16 protein-coding genes are annotated in these 14,380 nt (G+C 51.9%); 12 read left to right on the top strand and 4 right to left on the bottom strand.

Translation table 11 applies throughout. The features are described from left to right. Positions 1-79: 79 nt before the first annotated feature. Genes FIT99_RS03920 through FIT99_RS03890 form a run of 7 tightly spaced genes read left to right on the top strand, consistent with a single transcriptional unit; the run spans position 80 to position 5,693 of the window. Positions 80-673 (top strand): riboflavin synthase, encoded by a 594-nt coding sequence (locus FIT99_RS03920; protein ID WP_140003099.1) that lies wholly within the window; start codon positions 80-82, stop codon positions 671-673. Further along, a complete protein-coding gene (ribBA, locus tag FIT99_RS03915; protein ID WP_140003098.1) occupies positions 673-1,782 on the top strand; it encodes a bifunctional 3,4-dihydroxy-2-butanone-4-phosphate synthase/GTP cyclohydrolase II in 1,110 nt (369 codons plus the stop codon). Before FIT99_RS03920 ends, ribBA begins: the two co-directional genes overlap by 1 nt. Further along, the gene (locus FIT99_RS03910; protein ID WP_140003097.1) at positions 1,779-2,384 is read left to right on the top strand and encodes a YqgE/AlgH family protein; all 606 of its coding nucleotides are present in this window, start codon (positions 1,779-1,781) and stop codon (positions 2,382-2,384) included. The genes ribBA and FIT99_RS03910 overlap by 4 nt, the downstream gene beginning before the upstream one ends. Then, a complete protein-coding gene (ruvX, locus tag FIT99_RS03905) occupies positions 2,377-2,916 on the top strand; it encodes a Holliday junction resolvase RuvX (RefSeq protein WP_140003096.1) in 540 nt (179 codons plus the stop codon). The genes FIT99_RS03910 and ruvX overlap by 8 nt, the downstream gene beginning before the upstream one ends. After that, positions 2,913-3,455 carry a bifunctional pyr operon transcriptional regulator/uracil phosphoribosyltransferase PyrR gene (gene pyrR / locus FIT99_RS03900; RefSeq protein ID WP_140003095.1) on the top strand — a complete coding sequence of 181 codons (543 nt, stop codon included), beginning with the start codon at positions 2,913-2,915 and terminating at the stop codon, positions 3,453-3,455. Before ruvX ends, pyrR begins: the two co-directional genes overlap by 4 nt. Continuing rightward, positions 3,448-4,404, top strand: coding sequence for an aspartate carbamoyltransferase catalytic subunit (locus FIT99_RS03895; RefSeq protein ID WP_140003094.1), 957 nt, complete (start codon positions 3,448-3,450; stop codon positions 4,402-4,404). Before pyrR ends, FIT99_RS03895 begins: the two co-directional genes overlap by 8 nt. Continuing rightward, the gene (locus FIT99_RS03890) at positions 4,401-5,693 is read left to right on the top strand and encodes a dihydroorotase (protein ID WP_140003093.1); all 1,293 of its coding nucleotides are present in this window, start codon (positions 4,401-4,403) and stop codon (positions 5,691-5,693) included. The genes FIT99_RS03895 and FIT99_RS03890 overlap by 4 nt, the downstream gene beginning before the upstream one ends. Positions 5,694-5,766: 73 nt before the next feature. Here the strand turns inward: FIT99_RS03890 and FIT99_RS03885 are convergent, their stop codons facing one another. Both FIT99_RS03885 and FIT99_RS03880 read right to left on the bottom strand, forming a co-directional pair. Next, the gene (locus tag FIT99_RS03885) at positions 5,767-6,927 is read right to left on the bottom strand and encodes a PilT/PilU family type 4a pilus ATPase (RefSeq protein ID WP_140003092.1); all 1,161 of its coding nucleotides are present in this window, start codon (positions 6,925-6,927) and stop codon (positions 5,767-5,769) included. Between the two features lie 4 nt (positions 6,928-6,931). Continuing rightward, complete coding sequence (locus tag FIT99_RS03880) at positions 6,932-7,975, bottom strand: type IV pilus twitching motility protein PilT (protein WP_140003091.1); 1,044 nt, start codon at positions 7,973-7,975, stop codon at positions 6,932-6,934. An 88-nt stretch (positions 7,976-8,063) separates the two neighbouring features. Between FIT99_RS03880 and FIT99_RS03875 the strand changes: the two genes are divergently transcribed. Genes FIT99_RS03875 through FIT99_RS03865 form a run of 3 tightly spaced genes read left to right on the top strand, consistent with a single transcriptional unit; the run spans position 8,064 to position 10,167 of the window. Beyond that, positions 8,064-8,780, top strand: coding sequence for a YggS family pyridoxal phosphate-dependent enzyme (locus FIT99_RS03875; protein ID WP_140003090.1), 717 nt, complete (start codon positions 8,064-8,066; stop codon positions 8,778-8,780). Then, positions 8,780-9,619, top strand: coding sequence for a pyrroline-5-carboxylate reductase (gene proC, locus FIT99_RS03870; protein WP_223261273.1), 840 nt, complete (start codon positions 8,780-8,782; stop codon positions 9,617-9,619). Before FIT99_RS03875 ends, proC begins: the two co-directional genes overlap by 1 nt. Further along, a complete protein-coding gene (locus FIT99_RS03865) occupies positions 9,619-10,167 on the top strand; it encodes a YggT family protein (RefSeq protein ID WP_140003089.1) in 549 nt (182 codons plus the stop codon). Before proC ends, FIT99_RS03865 begins: the two co-directional genes overlap by 1 nt. 44 nt (positions 10,168-10,211) lie before the next feature. On the opposite strand, the gene rng is transcribed toward FIT99_RS03865, so the two are convergent. Together rng and FIT99_RS03855 are read right to left on the bottom strand one after the other, a co-directional pair. Then, on the bottom strand, positions 10,212-11,684 hold the full coding sequence (rng, locus tag FIT99_RS03860; RefSeq protein ID WP_140003088.1) for a ribonuclease G: 1,473 nt from the start codon (positions 11,682-11,684) through the stop codon (positions 10,212-10,214). 41 nt (positions 11,685-11,725) lie between these two features. Beyond that, positions 11,726-12,292, bottom strand: coding sequence for a Maf family protein (locus FIT99_RS03855; protein ID WP_140003087.1), 567 nt, complete (start codon positions 12,290-12,292; stop codon positions 11,726-11,728). Between the two features lie 149 nt (positions 12,293-12,441). On the opposite strand from FIT99_RS03855, the gene FIT99_RS03850 reads away from it, so the two are divergent. Both FIT99_RS03850 and FIT99_RS03845 read left to right on the top strand, forming a co-directional pair. Further along, positions 12,442-13,302, top strand: coding sequence for an ATP-binding protein (locus tag FIT99_RS03850; protein ID WP_140003086.1), 861 nt, complete (start codon positions 12,442-12,444; stop codon positions 13,300-13,302). 4 nt (positions 13,303-13,306) lie between these two features. Then, the gene (locus FIT99_RS03845) at positions 13,307-14,272 is read left to right on the top strand and encodes a Nudix family hydrolase (RefSeq protein ID WP_140003085.1); all 966 of its coding nucleotides are present in this window, start codon (positions 13,307-13,309) and stop codon (positions 14,270-14,272) included. Positions 14,273-14,380: the final 108 nt, after the last annotated feature.

The following is a 14,380-nucleotide window of genomic DNA, read 5'->3' as shown; positions in this document are numbered from 1 at the left end:
AAATCCTCCGACCCCGTACTATTGAAAAATGTTGATGGAATGTGATTACTTTAGCATGCAGCACTGATAAAATCACACCATGTTTACTGGGATTATTCAAACCGTCGGCAGGATTGCCGAAGTGGTTCCGCATGGTGAAGACTGCGCATTACGCATCGAAGCTGAGGAACTGGGAATGCAAGATGTGCAACTGGGAGATAGCATTGCCGTCAATGGCGTCTGCCTGACTGTGACGGCGTTCGACGCACATAGCTTTAACGTCATGGTGTCAAAAGTCACCTTCGAAGTGACGCACGGCTTAAGTAAGCCGGGGCCGGTCAATCTAGAAAAAGCCATGCGACTGTCGGATCGGCTAGGCGGTCATTTAGTCACGGGGCATGTCGATGCGATAGGCACCATCACCACCCTGGCGCCGGTCGGCGAATGCTGGCTGCTTAAAATACGCGCGCCGCACGCCATCAGCAAATACATCGCCAAAAAAGGCTCTTTGTGCGTGAACGGTATCAGTCTAACCGTGAATGAGATCAGCCAAGACGAGGTGAGCATTAATCTCATCCCGCACACCATGGAGCACACCATGATGCAATATGCCAACGCCGGAGACCCAGTCAATCTCGAAATCGACTTAATTGCGCGCTATGTCGAACGTATGCAAGCTTGGGGACAAGAATAATGTCGGCGCAAATTAGCCCTATTGAAGCCATTATTGCCGACATTCGTGCCGGAAAAATGGTGATTCTGGTCGACGACGAACACCGTGAAAATGAAGGTGATTTTGTCATCGCCGCCGAATTCGTCACCGCAGAACATATCAACTTCATGGCCAAATTTGGTCGCGGCTTGATTTGTCTTACACTGACCGAGCAACGTTGTCGTCAGTTAGATTTGCCGCCCATGGTGCAAAAAAATGGCACCCGGCTGGGGACTAACTTTACAGTCTCCATTGAGGCCGCAGAAGGCGTAACCACGGGCATTTCAGCGGCAGACCGCGCCACTACCATCCGTGCAGCGATTGCCAAACAGGCCAATGCGCGCAGTATCGTCAGCCCTGGCCATATTTTCCCATTGTCGGCCATGAATGGTGGCGTGTTGGTGCGCGCCGGGCACACTGAGGCAGGCTGCGACTTGGCGCAACTCGCTGGCTGCGAACCTGCCAGTGTGATCTGCGAGATTTTAAAAGATGACGGTGAAATGGCACGATTGCCCGATTTAATGCAAGTCGCGGCTGAGCATGACATCAAAATTGGCACGATTGCTGACCTGATTCATTATCGTGCCGCACATGAAACACTGATCGAACGCAGTGCCGAACGCAATATAGAGACTGTTTTTGGGCCCATGCGCCTCATTGCCTACCGTGACAATATCGCACAAGAAACCCATCTGGTATTAGTCAAAGGTGATCCGCACAGCAGCACAGAGGTGTTGGTTAGAGTGCATGAGCCACTGTCGATGATCGACCTGCTCGATCGTAGCCATCAAGCGCACAGCTGGAATCTGCTAGAAGCGATGCGCGTGATCAGCAAAGTGCCGTGTGGGGTGATCGTGCTGATCAACCATGATGAGGATGGCTTAGGGTTGACGGATCGTATTCTGCGCGCAGACCAAAAACAGGTGCTCAACCAAGAATTACGAAATTACGGTATCGGCTCACAAATTTTACTCGACCTTAATGTCAAAAAAATGCGCCTGATGGCCACGCCACGCAAAATGCCTAGCATGGACGGGTTTGGTCTAGAAATTACCGGTTATTTAAGTGCGGAAGAAGCCAGCCTTTTATGAATGAACAGTTAGCGTTAGCGTCTAATGACACACGGATGAATCTGACCGGACAAATCCTCATCGCCATGCCGGCGATGGAAGACCCCTACTTCAGCAAAAGCGTGATTCTGGTATGTAACCACGATGCCGACGGCGCCATGGGCATGATCCTCAATCATCCGCTGCAAATCAATGTGGGCGACTTGTTTGAACAGCTAGACATGTCGTGCGAGACGGATTACCAACAAGAACGCCAAGTGCATTTTGGTGGCCCCGTGCAAGTCGAACGTGGCTTTGTCTTGCATACGCCTGCCACTGAGTTCAATACCACCATGGAACTGTCTGATGGATTAGCCATGACCTCATCCAAGGACATTTTAGAAGCCGCCGCCCGCGATGAAGCGCCACAAGATATGTTCATTGCGTTGGGCTACACCGGTTGGTCTGCAGGCCAACTCGAAGAAGAAATCCAGGCAAACGCTTGGTTGAATTTGCCACTGACAGACCATCAACAGTTGCATAAACTCATTTTTAAATTACCTAATGACGACAAACTAGCCTGGGCCATGCATCAACTTGGGGTCGACTTTGCGACGTTATCAGAGGTCGCTGGCCATGCCTGATGCGATCAAGCGCGGTAAACAACCCCTCAACCAAAGCCATTTACCAATTACCCAACGACGTTATCCTGATGTCAGTGGCACAGTATTAGCCTTTGATTTTGGCGAAAAACGCATCGGGGTGGGCGTGGGTGACACCTTGCTCAAGCTGGCACACCCGCTGCTGACCATAGACGCAGAAGAAAATGCCGCCAAATTTGCGCAGATTGACGCATTATTGCAAGAATGGCGGCCTTGCCTGCTGGTTGTCGGCTTACCGATGTCCATGGAAGGTGAGGCGCATGCCATGACGGCGTTGGCACAAAAATTTGCGCAACGTCTTGAGGGCCGTTTTAATTTGCCGGTGGTGATGATCGATGAGCGTTTGACTTCAGCCGAGGCTTCGCAATCACTGAGCGAGGCGGGGATTAAAGGCCGCGCACAAAAACTGTTGTTAGATCAAGTTGCGGCCCAGACTATTTTACAATCGTATTTTGATACCTACCATACGCGTGCCTTATCAGCAGATCCCCATGACAGCACTGGACAATCATGACCTTACCTGACCCCGAACAACTGCTTGAACATTTGTATCAACAACTGAAGCCTCGCATTCAAGACCAAACGGTACTAGTGGGGATTTATACCGGCGGCGTGTGGCTGATGGAAAGATTGCTGCATCGTTTGCAGGCTGAGCTTGGCCGGGACATCCCGCATGGCAAATTGGATGCTGCCATGTACCGTGATGACTACGCGCAACGCGGCCTCAAAACAGCGGCGCAACCAGCACAGATGCCTTTTGACGTGAACGCCAAACACATTATTTTAGTGGATGATATTTTTTATACCGGACGTACCACCCGCGCCGTGATGAACGAATTATTTGATCATGGCCGTCCCGCGTCGGTGCAACTTGCGGTATTGATAAACCGTGGCGGCGCGCAACTGCCGATTCGCCCAGACATGGTCGGTGCAGACCTACCATTATTAGCACACCAATCTTATGAGCTAGCCATGAATACGCAAGGGCGCTTGCATCTGAGCATCGCCGAGTCTACCCCGCTTGCAAATAAGGGAGCCACCACCCATGTATAACCCGCAACTCAATGCGCAGGGACAATTACAGCACCTACTCAGTATCGAAGGGCTTCCCAAACGCATCCTCAACGACATTTTGGATACCGCCGAAAACTTTGTCGGCGTGGCCGAGCGTGAAGTGAAAAAGGTGCCGTTACTGCGCGGCAAAACGGTGTGCAATATTTTCTTTGAAAACAGCACGCGTACGCGCACCACATTTGAAATTGCAGCCAAACGTCTGTCGGCGGATGTGCTCAACCTCAATGTGAGCACCTCATCGCAATCCAAAGGCGAGACCATTCTGGATACGGTGAACAACTTGATCGCCATGCACGCGGACATGTTTGTGGTACGTCATCAGCAAAGTGGCGCGGCACATTTTATTGCACAGCATGTGCCGCCCCACATCAGTGTAATCAACGCCGGCGATGGCCGCCATGCGCACCCTACTCAAGGGTTGCTTGACGTATTTACTATCCGCAAATACAAACCAGAAATGCACAATCTGCGCGTGGCTATTGTGGGCGATGTTTTGCATTCCCGCGTTGCCCGCAGTGAAATTCACGCATTAACCACCTTGGGCGTGCCCGAGATCCGCGTCATCGCCCCACGCACCTTGTTGCCGACCGATGTCGAAAAACTAGGCGTACAGGTATTTCACAATATGGAGCAAGGCCTCAAGGATGTCGATGTGGTCATGATGCTGCGACTGCAAAATGAGCGCATGTCTGGTGCCTTGCTCCCTAGCTCGCAAGAATTTTTTCAAACGTTTGGCCTGACGCCTGAACGGTTGGCCCTTGCCAGACCGGATGCGATCGTGATGCACCCCGGACCGATGAATCGAGGCGTCGAAATCGACTCCGCTGTCGCCGACGGGAAGCAATCCGTGATTCTGCCGCAAGTCACCTATGGCATTGCAGTGCGCATGGCGGTGATGGCCATTCTTGGGGGAGGCAACGCCGCATGAATATCCTCATCAAACAAGGCCGGCTCATGGATGCCAGCCAATCACTGGATCAAGTCAAAGACCTGTATATCGCCGACGGCAATATTGTCGCGATTGGCGAAGCACCGGCTGACTTTATCGCTGATCAAACACTGGATGCCACGGGCAAATGGGTACTACCCGGCTTGGTTGATTTATGCGCCCGCCTGCGTGAACCAGGCAGCGAATACAAAGCCACCTTGCTCAGCGAGTTACGTGCAGCCATGGCCGGTGGCGTGACCAGCCTCGCTTGCCCGCCAGACACTGACCCCGTATTAGATGAGCCAGGCTTGGTAGAGATGCTTAAGCACCGTGCCAAATCTCAAGCACTGGCCCACGTGTATCCGTTGGGCGCGGTCACTCGTCAACTTCAAGGCCAATTGCTGACTGAAATGTATGCCTTAACGGCGGCCGGCTGCGTCGGCTTCTCGCAAGCGGATACTGCCATTGTCGATACACAGGTACTGTGGCGCGCGTTTGAGTATGCGGCCTCTTTTGGTTACACCTTGTTTATGCGCGCCGAGGATCCTTACCTGGCTAAAAATGGTGTCGCGCATGATGGCGAAGTCGCCTCTCGGTTAGGTCTCAAAGGGATTCCTTCTGCGGCAGAAAGCATAGCCTTGCAAACCATGTTACGTATTGCGCAAGCCACCGGCGTCAAATTGCACATTGCGCGGGTCTCTACCGCAGAGTCAGTCGAACTGATCCGTCAAGCCAAACAATCTGGCATGGCATTATCTGCGGATGTGAGTATTCAACACTTGCACCTGACCGATATGGACATTGGCTTTTTCGACAGCATGGTGCATTTAAAACCGCCTGTGCGTACACAGCGAGACCGGGATGCACTGCGCGCCGGCTTGTTGGATGGCACCCTGGATGCGATTTGCTCAGACCATACGCCGGTGGATGATGACGCCAAGGCACTGCCGTTTGCCGAATCGCATGCGGGCGCTTCAGCGCTTGAGCTACTGTTGCCACTCACCCTGAAATGGGCTGCACAAGCCAAGCTTGCACCAACACAAGCACTGACAAAAATCACCCAAACACCGGCGAATATCTTGGGTATCGCCGCTGGGCACCTGCAGGTAGGTGCCAGCGCAGATGTGGTGATTTATGACCCGGAAATGGAGTGGCGGGTAGATGGCCGCGCCTTGACCAGTCAGGGCAAAAACACGCCGTTTGTCAATCACGCGGTCACTGGCAAAGTTACCACCACTTTAACCCAAGGCAAGCTGGTATTTCAGCAAGAAACCTTGCAATCTCGGTAGCTAAAAGCAGCACGCCTGCGATACTTTTAAGCATCGCAGACGTGTTTTAGATTGCGCTAACTTAGTAGCGCGTCTACAAAATGTCTAAATCTGAAATCTTGCTGCGCTCCTGATTCTCAGGATTGGTCACTTTGCTATTGAGTTTGAATTTTAAACGCAAGTCATTGACCGAATCGGCATTGCGCAAAGCATCGTCATAACTAATCTGACCAGATTCAAATAAATCAAACAATGCTTGGTCGAATGTCTGCATCCCCAGCTCACGTGATTTAGCCATGATCTCTTTGATGGCGTGTACGTCGCCCTTGTAAATCAGGTCAGAAATCAAGGGCGAATGCAGCAACACCTCCACCGCTGCCACGCGGCCGCTGCCATCCGTTTTGGGGATCAAACGCTGTGAAGCGACACAGCGTAGATTGAGTGATAAGTCCATCAACAACTGCTGACGACGCTCTTCAGGGAAAAAGTTAATAATGCGGTCCAGCGCCTGATTGGTACTATTGGCGTGCAAGGTAGCCAAACACAAATGTCCGGTCTCTGAGAACGCAATCGCATAATCCATGGTTTCGCGATCCCGAATCTCCCCAATCATAATCACATCGGGTGCCTGACGCAGCGTGTTTTTAAGCGCAGCATGCCAGCTCTCCGTATCCACGCCCACTTCACGCTGAGTGACAATACAATTGCGATGGCCATGAATAAACTCAACCGGGTCTTCAATGGTAATAATGTGGCCATAACTACTTTCATTGCGATGGCCTAACATTGCCGCCATTGACGTTGACTTACCAGAGCCAGTGCCGCCCACAAAAATGATCAGGCCACGTTTGGCCATCACCACTTCTTTCAAAATCACTGGCAACTTCAAGTCATCAAACTTGGGAATATTGGTGTTAATCACCCGAAACACCAAGCCAACAGCACTACGCTGAATAAACGTATTGACACGAAAGCGGCCAACCGCCGCCATGCTGATGGCAAAATTACATTCCATCGTCTGCTTGAACTCTTGCGCCTGCTTGTCATTCATGACGGCGGTTGCAATTTCAGCTGTTTGTTGCGTGGTGAGGGTTTGTGACGAGACCGGTGTCAGTTTGCCATCGATCTTCATCGCTGGCGGAAAGCCCGCCGTGATAAAAAGATCGGATGCTTTACGTGTGACCATCAGCTTGAGCAGGTCATTCACAAATTTTTCAGTTTGGCCGTGATCGCCAGTGGTTTGCGTACTATCCATAGTATTAGCCGATGATAGCGTCACGATTAGCAGCCTTAGTGCGGGCTTCTGCGGCACTGATGACATTGCGTTTAACCAGATCTTGCAGGTTCTGGTCTAAGGTTTGCATACCCATGCTCTGGCCAGTTTGAATCGCGGAGTACATCTGCGCAATTTTGTTTTCACGAATCAAATTGCGGATAGCTGGCGTGCCCATCATGATTTCATGCGCGGCAACCCGGCCTTGCTCATCCTTGGTTTTACATAGCGTTTGTGAAATCACGGCGCGTAGCGATTCAGACAACATCGAGCGAACCATTTCTTTTTCTGCCGCCGGAAACACATCGACTACCCGGTCGATGGTCTTAGCGGCTGAGCTGGTGTGCAAGGTGCCAAAGACCAAGTGGCCAGTTTCCGCGGCTGTCAACGCCAGACGAATGGTTTCAAGGTCACGCATCTCGCCCACCAAAATCACGTCTGGGTCCTCACGCAGTGCGGAGCGCAAGGCGTTTTCAAACGACATGGTGTGGGGGCCGACTTCGCGCTGGTTAATCAATGATTTTTTAGAGGTATGCACAAATTCGATAGGGTCCTCCACGGTCAGCACATGGGACATTTGTGACTCGTTGATATAGTCGATCATGGCTGCCAGCGTGGTCGATTTCCCTGAACCGGTCGGGCCTGTCACCAGCACAATGCCGCGCGGGGTATCCGCGATATCTTTAAACACCCGTGGAGCATTCAACTCTTCTAACGTTAACACCTTACTCGGAATCGTCCGGAACACCGCGCCGGCGCCGCGTTGCTGATTAAATGCATTGACCCGAAAACGCGCTAGGTCTGGAATCTCAAACGAAAAATCGCACTCCAGCGTTTCTTCATACACTTTGCGCTGACTGTCATTCATGATGTCATACAGCATCCGGTGCACTTCAGCATGCTCCATCGCGGGTAAATTAATTTTACGCACATCGCCATGCACACGAATCATCGGTGGTAGACCAGAGGACAAATGTAAGTCCGAGGCTTTGTTTTTGACAGAAAATGCTAATAAATCTGAAATATCCACAATCGACTCCAATGATTATTTATATAATGGTGCTATCGCTTTGCATTCTAAATTGTAAAGACTTGTTTTCAAACCATCACGATTGCCCATGACTACCCTCTCTGAAAACCTCGCCACGATTCAACAACAGATTACAGCGGCGCAAACACGTTTTCAGGCGGCCCAGACTGTGACCTTGTGTGCCGTGAGTAAAACGCAATCGGCGGAGGTGATCCGTGCCGCTTATGCTGCAGGCCAAACCGTCTTTGGCGAAAACTATGTACAAGAGGCACTGCAAAAACAAGCTGACCTTGAAGACTGTGCTATCGCGTGGCACTTTATCGGACCGATTCAAAGCAACAAAACACAGCCCATCGCCCGTCATTTCGACTGGGTGCACTCTGTGGATCGGCTTAAAATTGCCCAACGGCTGTCTGATGCCCGTCCCCCGGAGCGCGGGCCACTCAATATCTGCCTGCAAGTCAACATCAGTGAAGAGCAAAGCAAAAGTGGTGCCAGTGGTGATGAACTATTAGAACTCGCCTTAAATATCAAACAGTTGCCAAACTTGCAGTTGCGAGGCTTGATGGCGATTCCCGCCCCTTGTCACACCTTTGAGGAACAGCGTGACCAATTTCGGCAGGTGCGTGCTTTGTTTGATCACTTAAACGCGCAGGGCCTGCAACTAGACACCCTTTCCATCGGCATGAGCAATGATTTTGCTGCGGCTATCGCCGAAGGTGCAACCTTGGTGCGCATAGGCACTGCAATTTTCGGTGCCCGTGTCCGCGTAACCCCCTCAGACTCTGCAACAAAAGGACCTTGATGACTTCCGCTTCCCTTTCAAACATGCGCATCGCTTTTATTGGCGGCGGCAATATGGCACAAGCCTTAATGATCGGCCTGCAACAACGTGGGTTTTCCATGCAACACATTACCGTGGTCGACCCAGACACAACCAAGCACACCACCCTGCAAACTGCACTGGGTGTGACTACCGCTGACAGCGCGACCGAGGCATTATTGGCGGTAGACGTTATCGTAATCGCCGTGAAACCGCAGCAATTACAACAGGTTGCACAAACGCTGGCGCCTTTGCTCAATGCACAATTAGTGGTTTCTGTGGCCGCTGGCATCCGCACCGCTGATCTCAGCCGCTGGCTGGGCGGCTACCCTACTATTATTCGTACGATGCCCAATACCCCAGCGCAGATACAGTCTGGCATTACCGGTGCCTTTGCCTTGCCCGCGGTGTCCGCCGCACAACGCACGCAGGCCGATGACCTGTTGCAAGCGGCAGGCGAGGTCGTTTGGCTGGACGATGAAGTACAGCTGGACGCCGTGACGGCGATTTCGGGCAGTGGCCCGGCCTATGTGTTTTTAATGATTGAAGCCCTGAGCGCTGCGGGCGTCGCGTTGGGCCTGAGTGAGGCGCAATCCTTACAACTCAGTTTGGCCACTTTTAAAGGTGCCAGTTTGCTGGCTGCCGGCAGCCAGACCCCGATTGCGACACTACGCGAGCAAGTTACCTCCAAAGGCGGCACCACCGAACAAGGGCTGTTGAGTATGCGCCAGCATGACATTCATGGCATGATGCAACATGCCGCCGAGCAAGCCGCGCGCCGGGCCAAAGAACTGGGCGATCAATTAGGAGCACAAGCATAATGTTACAAAACATGACTACTTTCTTACTCAATGCCGCCTTCGGCATTTTGACCTTTTTGCTAGTATTGCGATTTTTAATGCAATGGACGCGCACCGCATTTCAGAACCCCTTAGGACAAATGAGCATGGCCTTGACCGACTTTATGGTGAAGCCAGCCCGTCGATTGATTCGTCCGGTGAAACAATGGGACTTGTCGACGCTGATATTGGCTTTATGCATGCAAATCGCGCTATTTGCCTTGTTAGCGTTATTGGCAGGCGCCCCCGCTTCCCCGGTGTTTTGGCTGTGGCAAGCCGTGTTTGGCGTGCTCGGGCAAATCGTCGATGTGTTTTTTTATGCGATTTTGTTGATGGCGATTTTAAGCTGGGTGAATCCTTACAGCCCAATCTATGGCGTGCTCAATCAATTGTCGGCGCCGATTGTAGAGCCCTTACGACGCCTGTTGCCGCCGATTCAGGGCTTTGACTTTTCTGCATTGGTCGCGCTGATTTTATTGCAGATGTTGAGCCACATTGTATTGCCCGGTTTAGCGGTCAGCATCCTCTAAGGCCGTAGTTTGCACACCATGGTTAGCGCCTGCTTTCAATGGTGTTAAATCCAGACAATATCGAACTCTTCGCGTCCATATTGCGTGTCGGGATGCAGCGAGAGCGGCTTTTTAATAAAGTCAGACAAACTGGCCAAACTCTGCGACTCCTCATCACTCAGCATGTTTATGACCTCTGGGGATGCCAGAATCTTGAATTCTTTGGCATTTCTAAACTGCTTAGATTCCCGCAACAATTCGCGCATGATTTCATAGCACAGCGTTTGCGCCGTCTTGAGTTCGCCGCGGCCCTGACAGACCTTGCACGACTCGCACAGCAAATGCGCCAAACTTTCACGCGTACGCTTACGGGTCAACTCCACCAGGCCTAATGCTGAAAAGCCATTCACATTAATGCGCGCACGGTCCAGCGTGACCGCTTTACGCAACTCTTCGAGCACCGCCTCGCGCTGGGCATCTTCATCCATATCAATAAAGTCGATGATGATGATGCCGCCTAAGTTGCGCAAGCGCAGTTGGCGCGCAATGGTTTGCGCTGCCTCAAGATTGGTTTTAAAAATCGTGTCCGACAAATTTTTGCCGCTGACAAAGCTGCCAGTGTTGACATCTACCGTCGTCAACGCCTCGGTCTGGTCAAAAATCAAATAGCCGCCAGATTTGAGTTCGACCTTACGTGACAACGCTTTTTCAATCTCGCTTTCAATGTCATAAAACTCAAACAACGAGCGCTCGCCTTTGTAATGCGTCAGGGGCTTAACTGCGTGGGAGACATATAATTCGGCAAACTCCTTCAAGCGCTCGAACATTTCGCCCGAATCCACCCGAATACTGGTGGTTTCGGTACACACCACATCGCGCAAAATGCGACGCGGCAGACTGAGGTCATAAAATATCAATGAGCGCTCGCCGACCTTGGTACTCTCTGTTTGAATCTTTTGCCAGACTTTGCGCAGATATTCCACATCGGCCACTAGCTCTGCATCGGTTGCGTTCTCAGACATGGTGCGGATGATATAACCACCTTCACGTTCTTCCGGCAACAAGCCGAGTAAGCGGTTACGCAAAAACTCGCGTTCTTCTTCAAGGTCGATGCGTTGCGATACCCCAATATGTTTCTGATAAGGCAAATAGACCAAAAAGCGACCTGCAATGCTGATCTCGGTGGTCAGGCGCGCACCTTTAGTGCCAATCGCCTCCTTAATCACCTGCACGATGATTGACTGTCCCTCGTGCAGCACTTCTTGAATCGGCCGGTCCGTTTTGATCGCGCCGTCCTCTGAATGACACGCCATGATATCCGCCGCATGTAGAAAAGCGGCACGTGGCAAGCCGATTTCGACAAACGCTGACTGCATACCCGGCAAAACGCGCACAACGGTCCCGCGGTAGATGTTACCGACAATACCCAATGAGGACGCACGCTCAATGTGCAGCTCCTGCACAATACCCTGCTCCAGAATCGCCACGCGCGTCTCTTGCGGGGTGACGTTAATCAGTACTTCTTGCGCCAATGACATATTGCTTTACCCAATCCCGATCATTTTCTTTGTGTAAAAGTTTACCACGCGTGCAACAACTGCGCCGTTTCATGCAACGGCAAACCCATCACGCCGCTGTAACTACCGTTAATCTGTTTAATCCATCGCCCGGCACGGCCCTGTATGCCATAGGCACCCGCTTTGTCCATCGGTTCACCGGATGCCACATAATCGGCTAATACCGCCACCGGGACCTGCATCATCTCCACTTCGGTACTATTGAGCAAACAATGCACCTCTCCCGCTTGGTAAAGTGCGACCGCTGTATGCACGAAGTGAATGCTGCCACTCAAACGGGCAAGCATGGCCATGGCCTCATCTGCGTCTGCGGGTTTACCTAAAATCAGTTGGCCAAGCGCCACCGTCGTATCCGCAGCCAAAATCGGCAAGCCGCGATGACCATGTAAGCTGGCAACCGCGAGAGCCTTCTCGCGTGCGAGGCGCACCACATATTGCGCAGGATCCTCGTCCGGCCAACTGGATTCGTCGATATCTGCGGGCACGATGTCGCAATGCACCCCCAATTGCGCCAGCAATTCGACGCGGCGTGGACTGCGAGAGGCAAGAATGATGTTTTGTAAGGCCATAGATACTCCAAAAACTGCGTCTGCAAGCCGCACAAGGTAACACAAACACTAGGCATTTTGCGCTAAAGCCACACCAAGTTACGCGCACCAGCGCTGGTTTCCGCGTGTACAATAAGCTTTCGTTTGTCTTTTCACACCCGACCGTCCGCATGCACTCACTTGAACATTTGCTACACCGCGCCGAACAACTGATCACACGGCTCGAAACACTGCTCCCTACGCCACCCGCAGAGGTCCAGTGGCAGGCGATTGCCTGGCGGTGGGTCAAACATGGCTCCCAAGGCCAATTGCAGGCCGTAGATCATCCACATGCAGTATTACTGCGAGACATTCAGTTTATTGACCGACAAAAAGCGGAGGTCGTGCGTAATACCCGCCAATTTCTGCAAGGACTACCGGCCAATCACGTCTTGCTGACTGGCGCGCGCGGCACTGGCAAATCGTCGCTGGTAAAAGCAGTGCTAAATGCCTATGCCAGTGAAGGCCTGCGTCTGATTGAGGTTGAGAAACAAGACCTCAACGATGTGCCACAAATTGCGCAACAGATTCGCCAACGCCCAGAAAAATTTATTATCTTTTGTGATGACCTGACTTTTGAGGCCAATGATAGCGGCTACAAAGCGCTCAAAGTGATTCTAGATGGCTCGATTGAACATGCTTGTCCAAACCTGCTGGTGTATGCCACCTCCAACCGGAAAAATTTGATGCCGGAATTCATGGCGGACAATCAGCCTATCCTTGACCAAGGCGAAATTCGCCCAAACGACACCATCGATGAAAAGACCGCACTGGCCGAACGCTTTGGTCTGTGGCTGTCTTTTTACAGTTTTGATCAAGAGGAATACCTCAGTATTGCCGAGCACTGGCTACAAAGCTTTGGTATCGCCATGGATGACGCGGCCAGACACGCAGCATTACAGTTTTATCACACCCGCGGCGCCCGCAGTGGTCGTGTCGCCTATCAGTTTGCCAAAGACTATGCCGGTAAACTGCAATTGAACGCGGAGTAATACCATGACCAAGCTCGTTCAAGTTGCGGTCGCTATTTTAATCCGTCCCAATGGGGAATATCTGCTCGCCAGCCGTCCGCAAGGCAAGGGTTGGGCGGGCTGGTGGGAGTTTCCCGGTGGCAAGATCGAATCTGGCGAAACGCCCGCACAGGCATTGATCCGCGAAGCACAGGAAGAGCTGGGCATTACACCGACGCAGACACAGCCTTGGATCAAACGGCGCTATGACTACCCCGCCACACACGATGCAGAGGCCAAAACAGTGCTACTGCATTTTTTCTTTGTCCATGCCTGGCAAGGTGCGCTGCAAGCCCGCGAGGGCCAACAATTCGCATGGCAACATCCACAAATAGGCAATGTCACCCCAGTGCTTCCCGCCAACGCGCCGATCATGCAAGCCCTTAGCCTGCCACCAGTGTATGCAATCAGCAATGTACAAGAAATGGGTGAACCCACATTTTTGCAAGCACTCAAGCGACAACTCGATCAAGGCCTACAATTATTACAGGTTCGTGAGCCGCAACTTGACAGTGCAGCACTGGCACAATTAAGTGAACAAATATTGCAGCTATGCGCACCTTATGACTGCCGCTGTCTGTTAAATGCCAGCCCAGAACAAGCCTTGCAACTTGGATACCAAGGCGTGCATCTCAATAGTCAGCGCTTGTTAGCAATGTCCGTCAAACCTGATCACCTACTTGTCGGTGCATCGTGTCACAATCTTGAGCAACTGCAAAAAGCACAAACACTGCAACTTGACTTTGCCTTACTCTCCCCCGTATTGCCGACAAAAAGTCATCCAGAAGCAGCAGGCATGGGTTGGGAAATCTTTGAAGACATGCTCAATGGTTTAGAAATTCCAGTCTATGCACTCGGGGGCATGCGCCCTACGCATCTAGCGCAGGCACAAGCTTGTGGCGCGAGAGGCATCGCCATGCAAAGTGGCCTTTGGCAAGCGCAGCTAGCCTAAGCATTCCAGCACAGCAAACAATCCACACCCAGCGCGGCTGCTGAAGCCGTCGCTGGTCCACGTATTAACCCACGTATTAACCGCAGCACAAAATGCGTCTTAGCGCAG

The organism is Methylophilus medardicus (assembly GCF_006363955.1).
GTDB classification, from domain to species: Bacteria; Pseudomonadota; Gammaproteobacteria; order Burkholderiales; family Methylophilaceae; genus Methylophilus; species Methylophilus medardensis.
The sequence above is the reverse complement of the archived record's forward strand: the minus strand, read 5'-3'. Positions and strand labels throughout refer to the sequence as shown.

Excerpts from the sequence above, each read along its gene's own strand:
- FIT99_RS03895 (WP_140003094.1), top strand. The coding sequence starts at position 3,448 with ATGTATAACCCGCAACTCAATGCGCAGGGACAATTACAGCACCTACTC.
- FIT99_RS03855 (WP_140003087.1), bottom strand. The coding sequence starts at position 12,292 with ATGGCCTTACAAAACATCATTCTTGCCTCTCGCAGTCCACGCCGCGTC.
- FIT99_RS03885 (WP_140003092.1), bottom strand. The coding sequence starts at position 6,927 with ATGGATAGTACGCAAACCACTGGCGATCACGGCCAAACTGAAAAATTT.
- ribBA (WP_140003098.1), top strand. The coding sequence starts at position 673 with ATGTCGGCGCAAATTAGCCCTATTGAAGCCATTATTGCCGACATTCGT.
- rng (WP_140003088.1), bottom strand. The coding sequence starts at position 11,684 with ATGTCATTGGCGCAAGAAGTACTGATTAACGTCACCCCGCAAGAGACG.
- FIT99_RS03845 (WP_140003085.1), top strand. The coding sequence starts at position 13,307 with ATGACCAAGCTCGTTCAAGTTGCGGTCGCTATTTTAATCCGTCCCAAT.
- pyrR (WP_140003095.1), top strand. The coding sequence starts at position 2,913 with ATGACCTTACCTGACCCCGAACAACTGCTTGAACATTTGTATCAACAA.
- proC (WP_223261273.1), top strand. The coding sequence starts at position 8,780 with ATGACTTCCGCTTCCCTTTCAAACATGCGCATCGCTTTTATTGGCGGC.
- ruvX (WP_140003096.1), top strand. The coding sequence starts at position 2,377 with ATGCCTGATGCGATCAAGCGCGGTAAACAACCCCTCAACCAAAGCCAT.
- FIT99_RS03920 (WP_140003099.1), top strand. The coding sequence starts at position 80 with ATGTTTACTGGGATTATTCAAACCGTCGGCAGGATTGCCGAAGTGGTT.
- FIT99_RS03875 (WP_140003090.1), top strand. The coding sequence starts at position 8,064 with ATGACTACCCTCTCTGAAAACCTCGCCACGATTCAACAACAGATTACA.
- FIT99_RS03890 (WP_140003093.1), top strand. The coding sequence starts at position 4,401 with ATGAATATCCTCATCAAACAAGGCCGGCTCATGGATGCCAGCCAATCA.
- FIT99_RS03850 (WP_140003086.1), top strand. The coding sequence starts at position 12,442 with ATGCACTCACTTGAACATTTGCTACACCGCGCCGAACAACTGATCACA.
- FIT99_RS03865 (WP_140003089.1), top strand. The coding sequence starts at position 9,619 with ATGTTACAAAACATGACTACTTTCTTACTCAATGCCGCCTTCGGCATT.
- FIT99_RS03910 (WP_140003097.1), top strand. The coding sequence starts at position 1,779 with ATGAATGAACAGTTAGCGTTAGCGTCTAATGACACACGGATGAATCTG.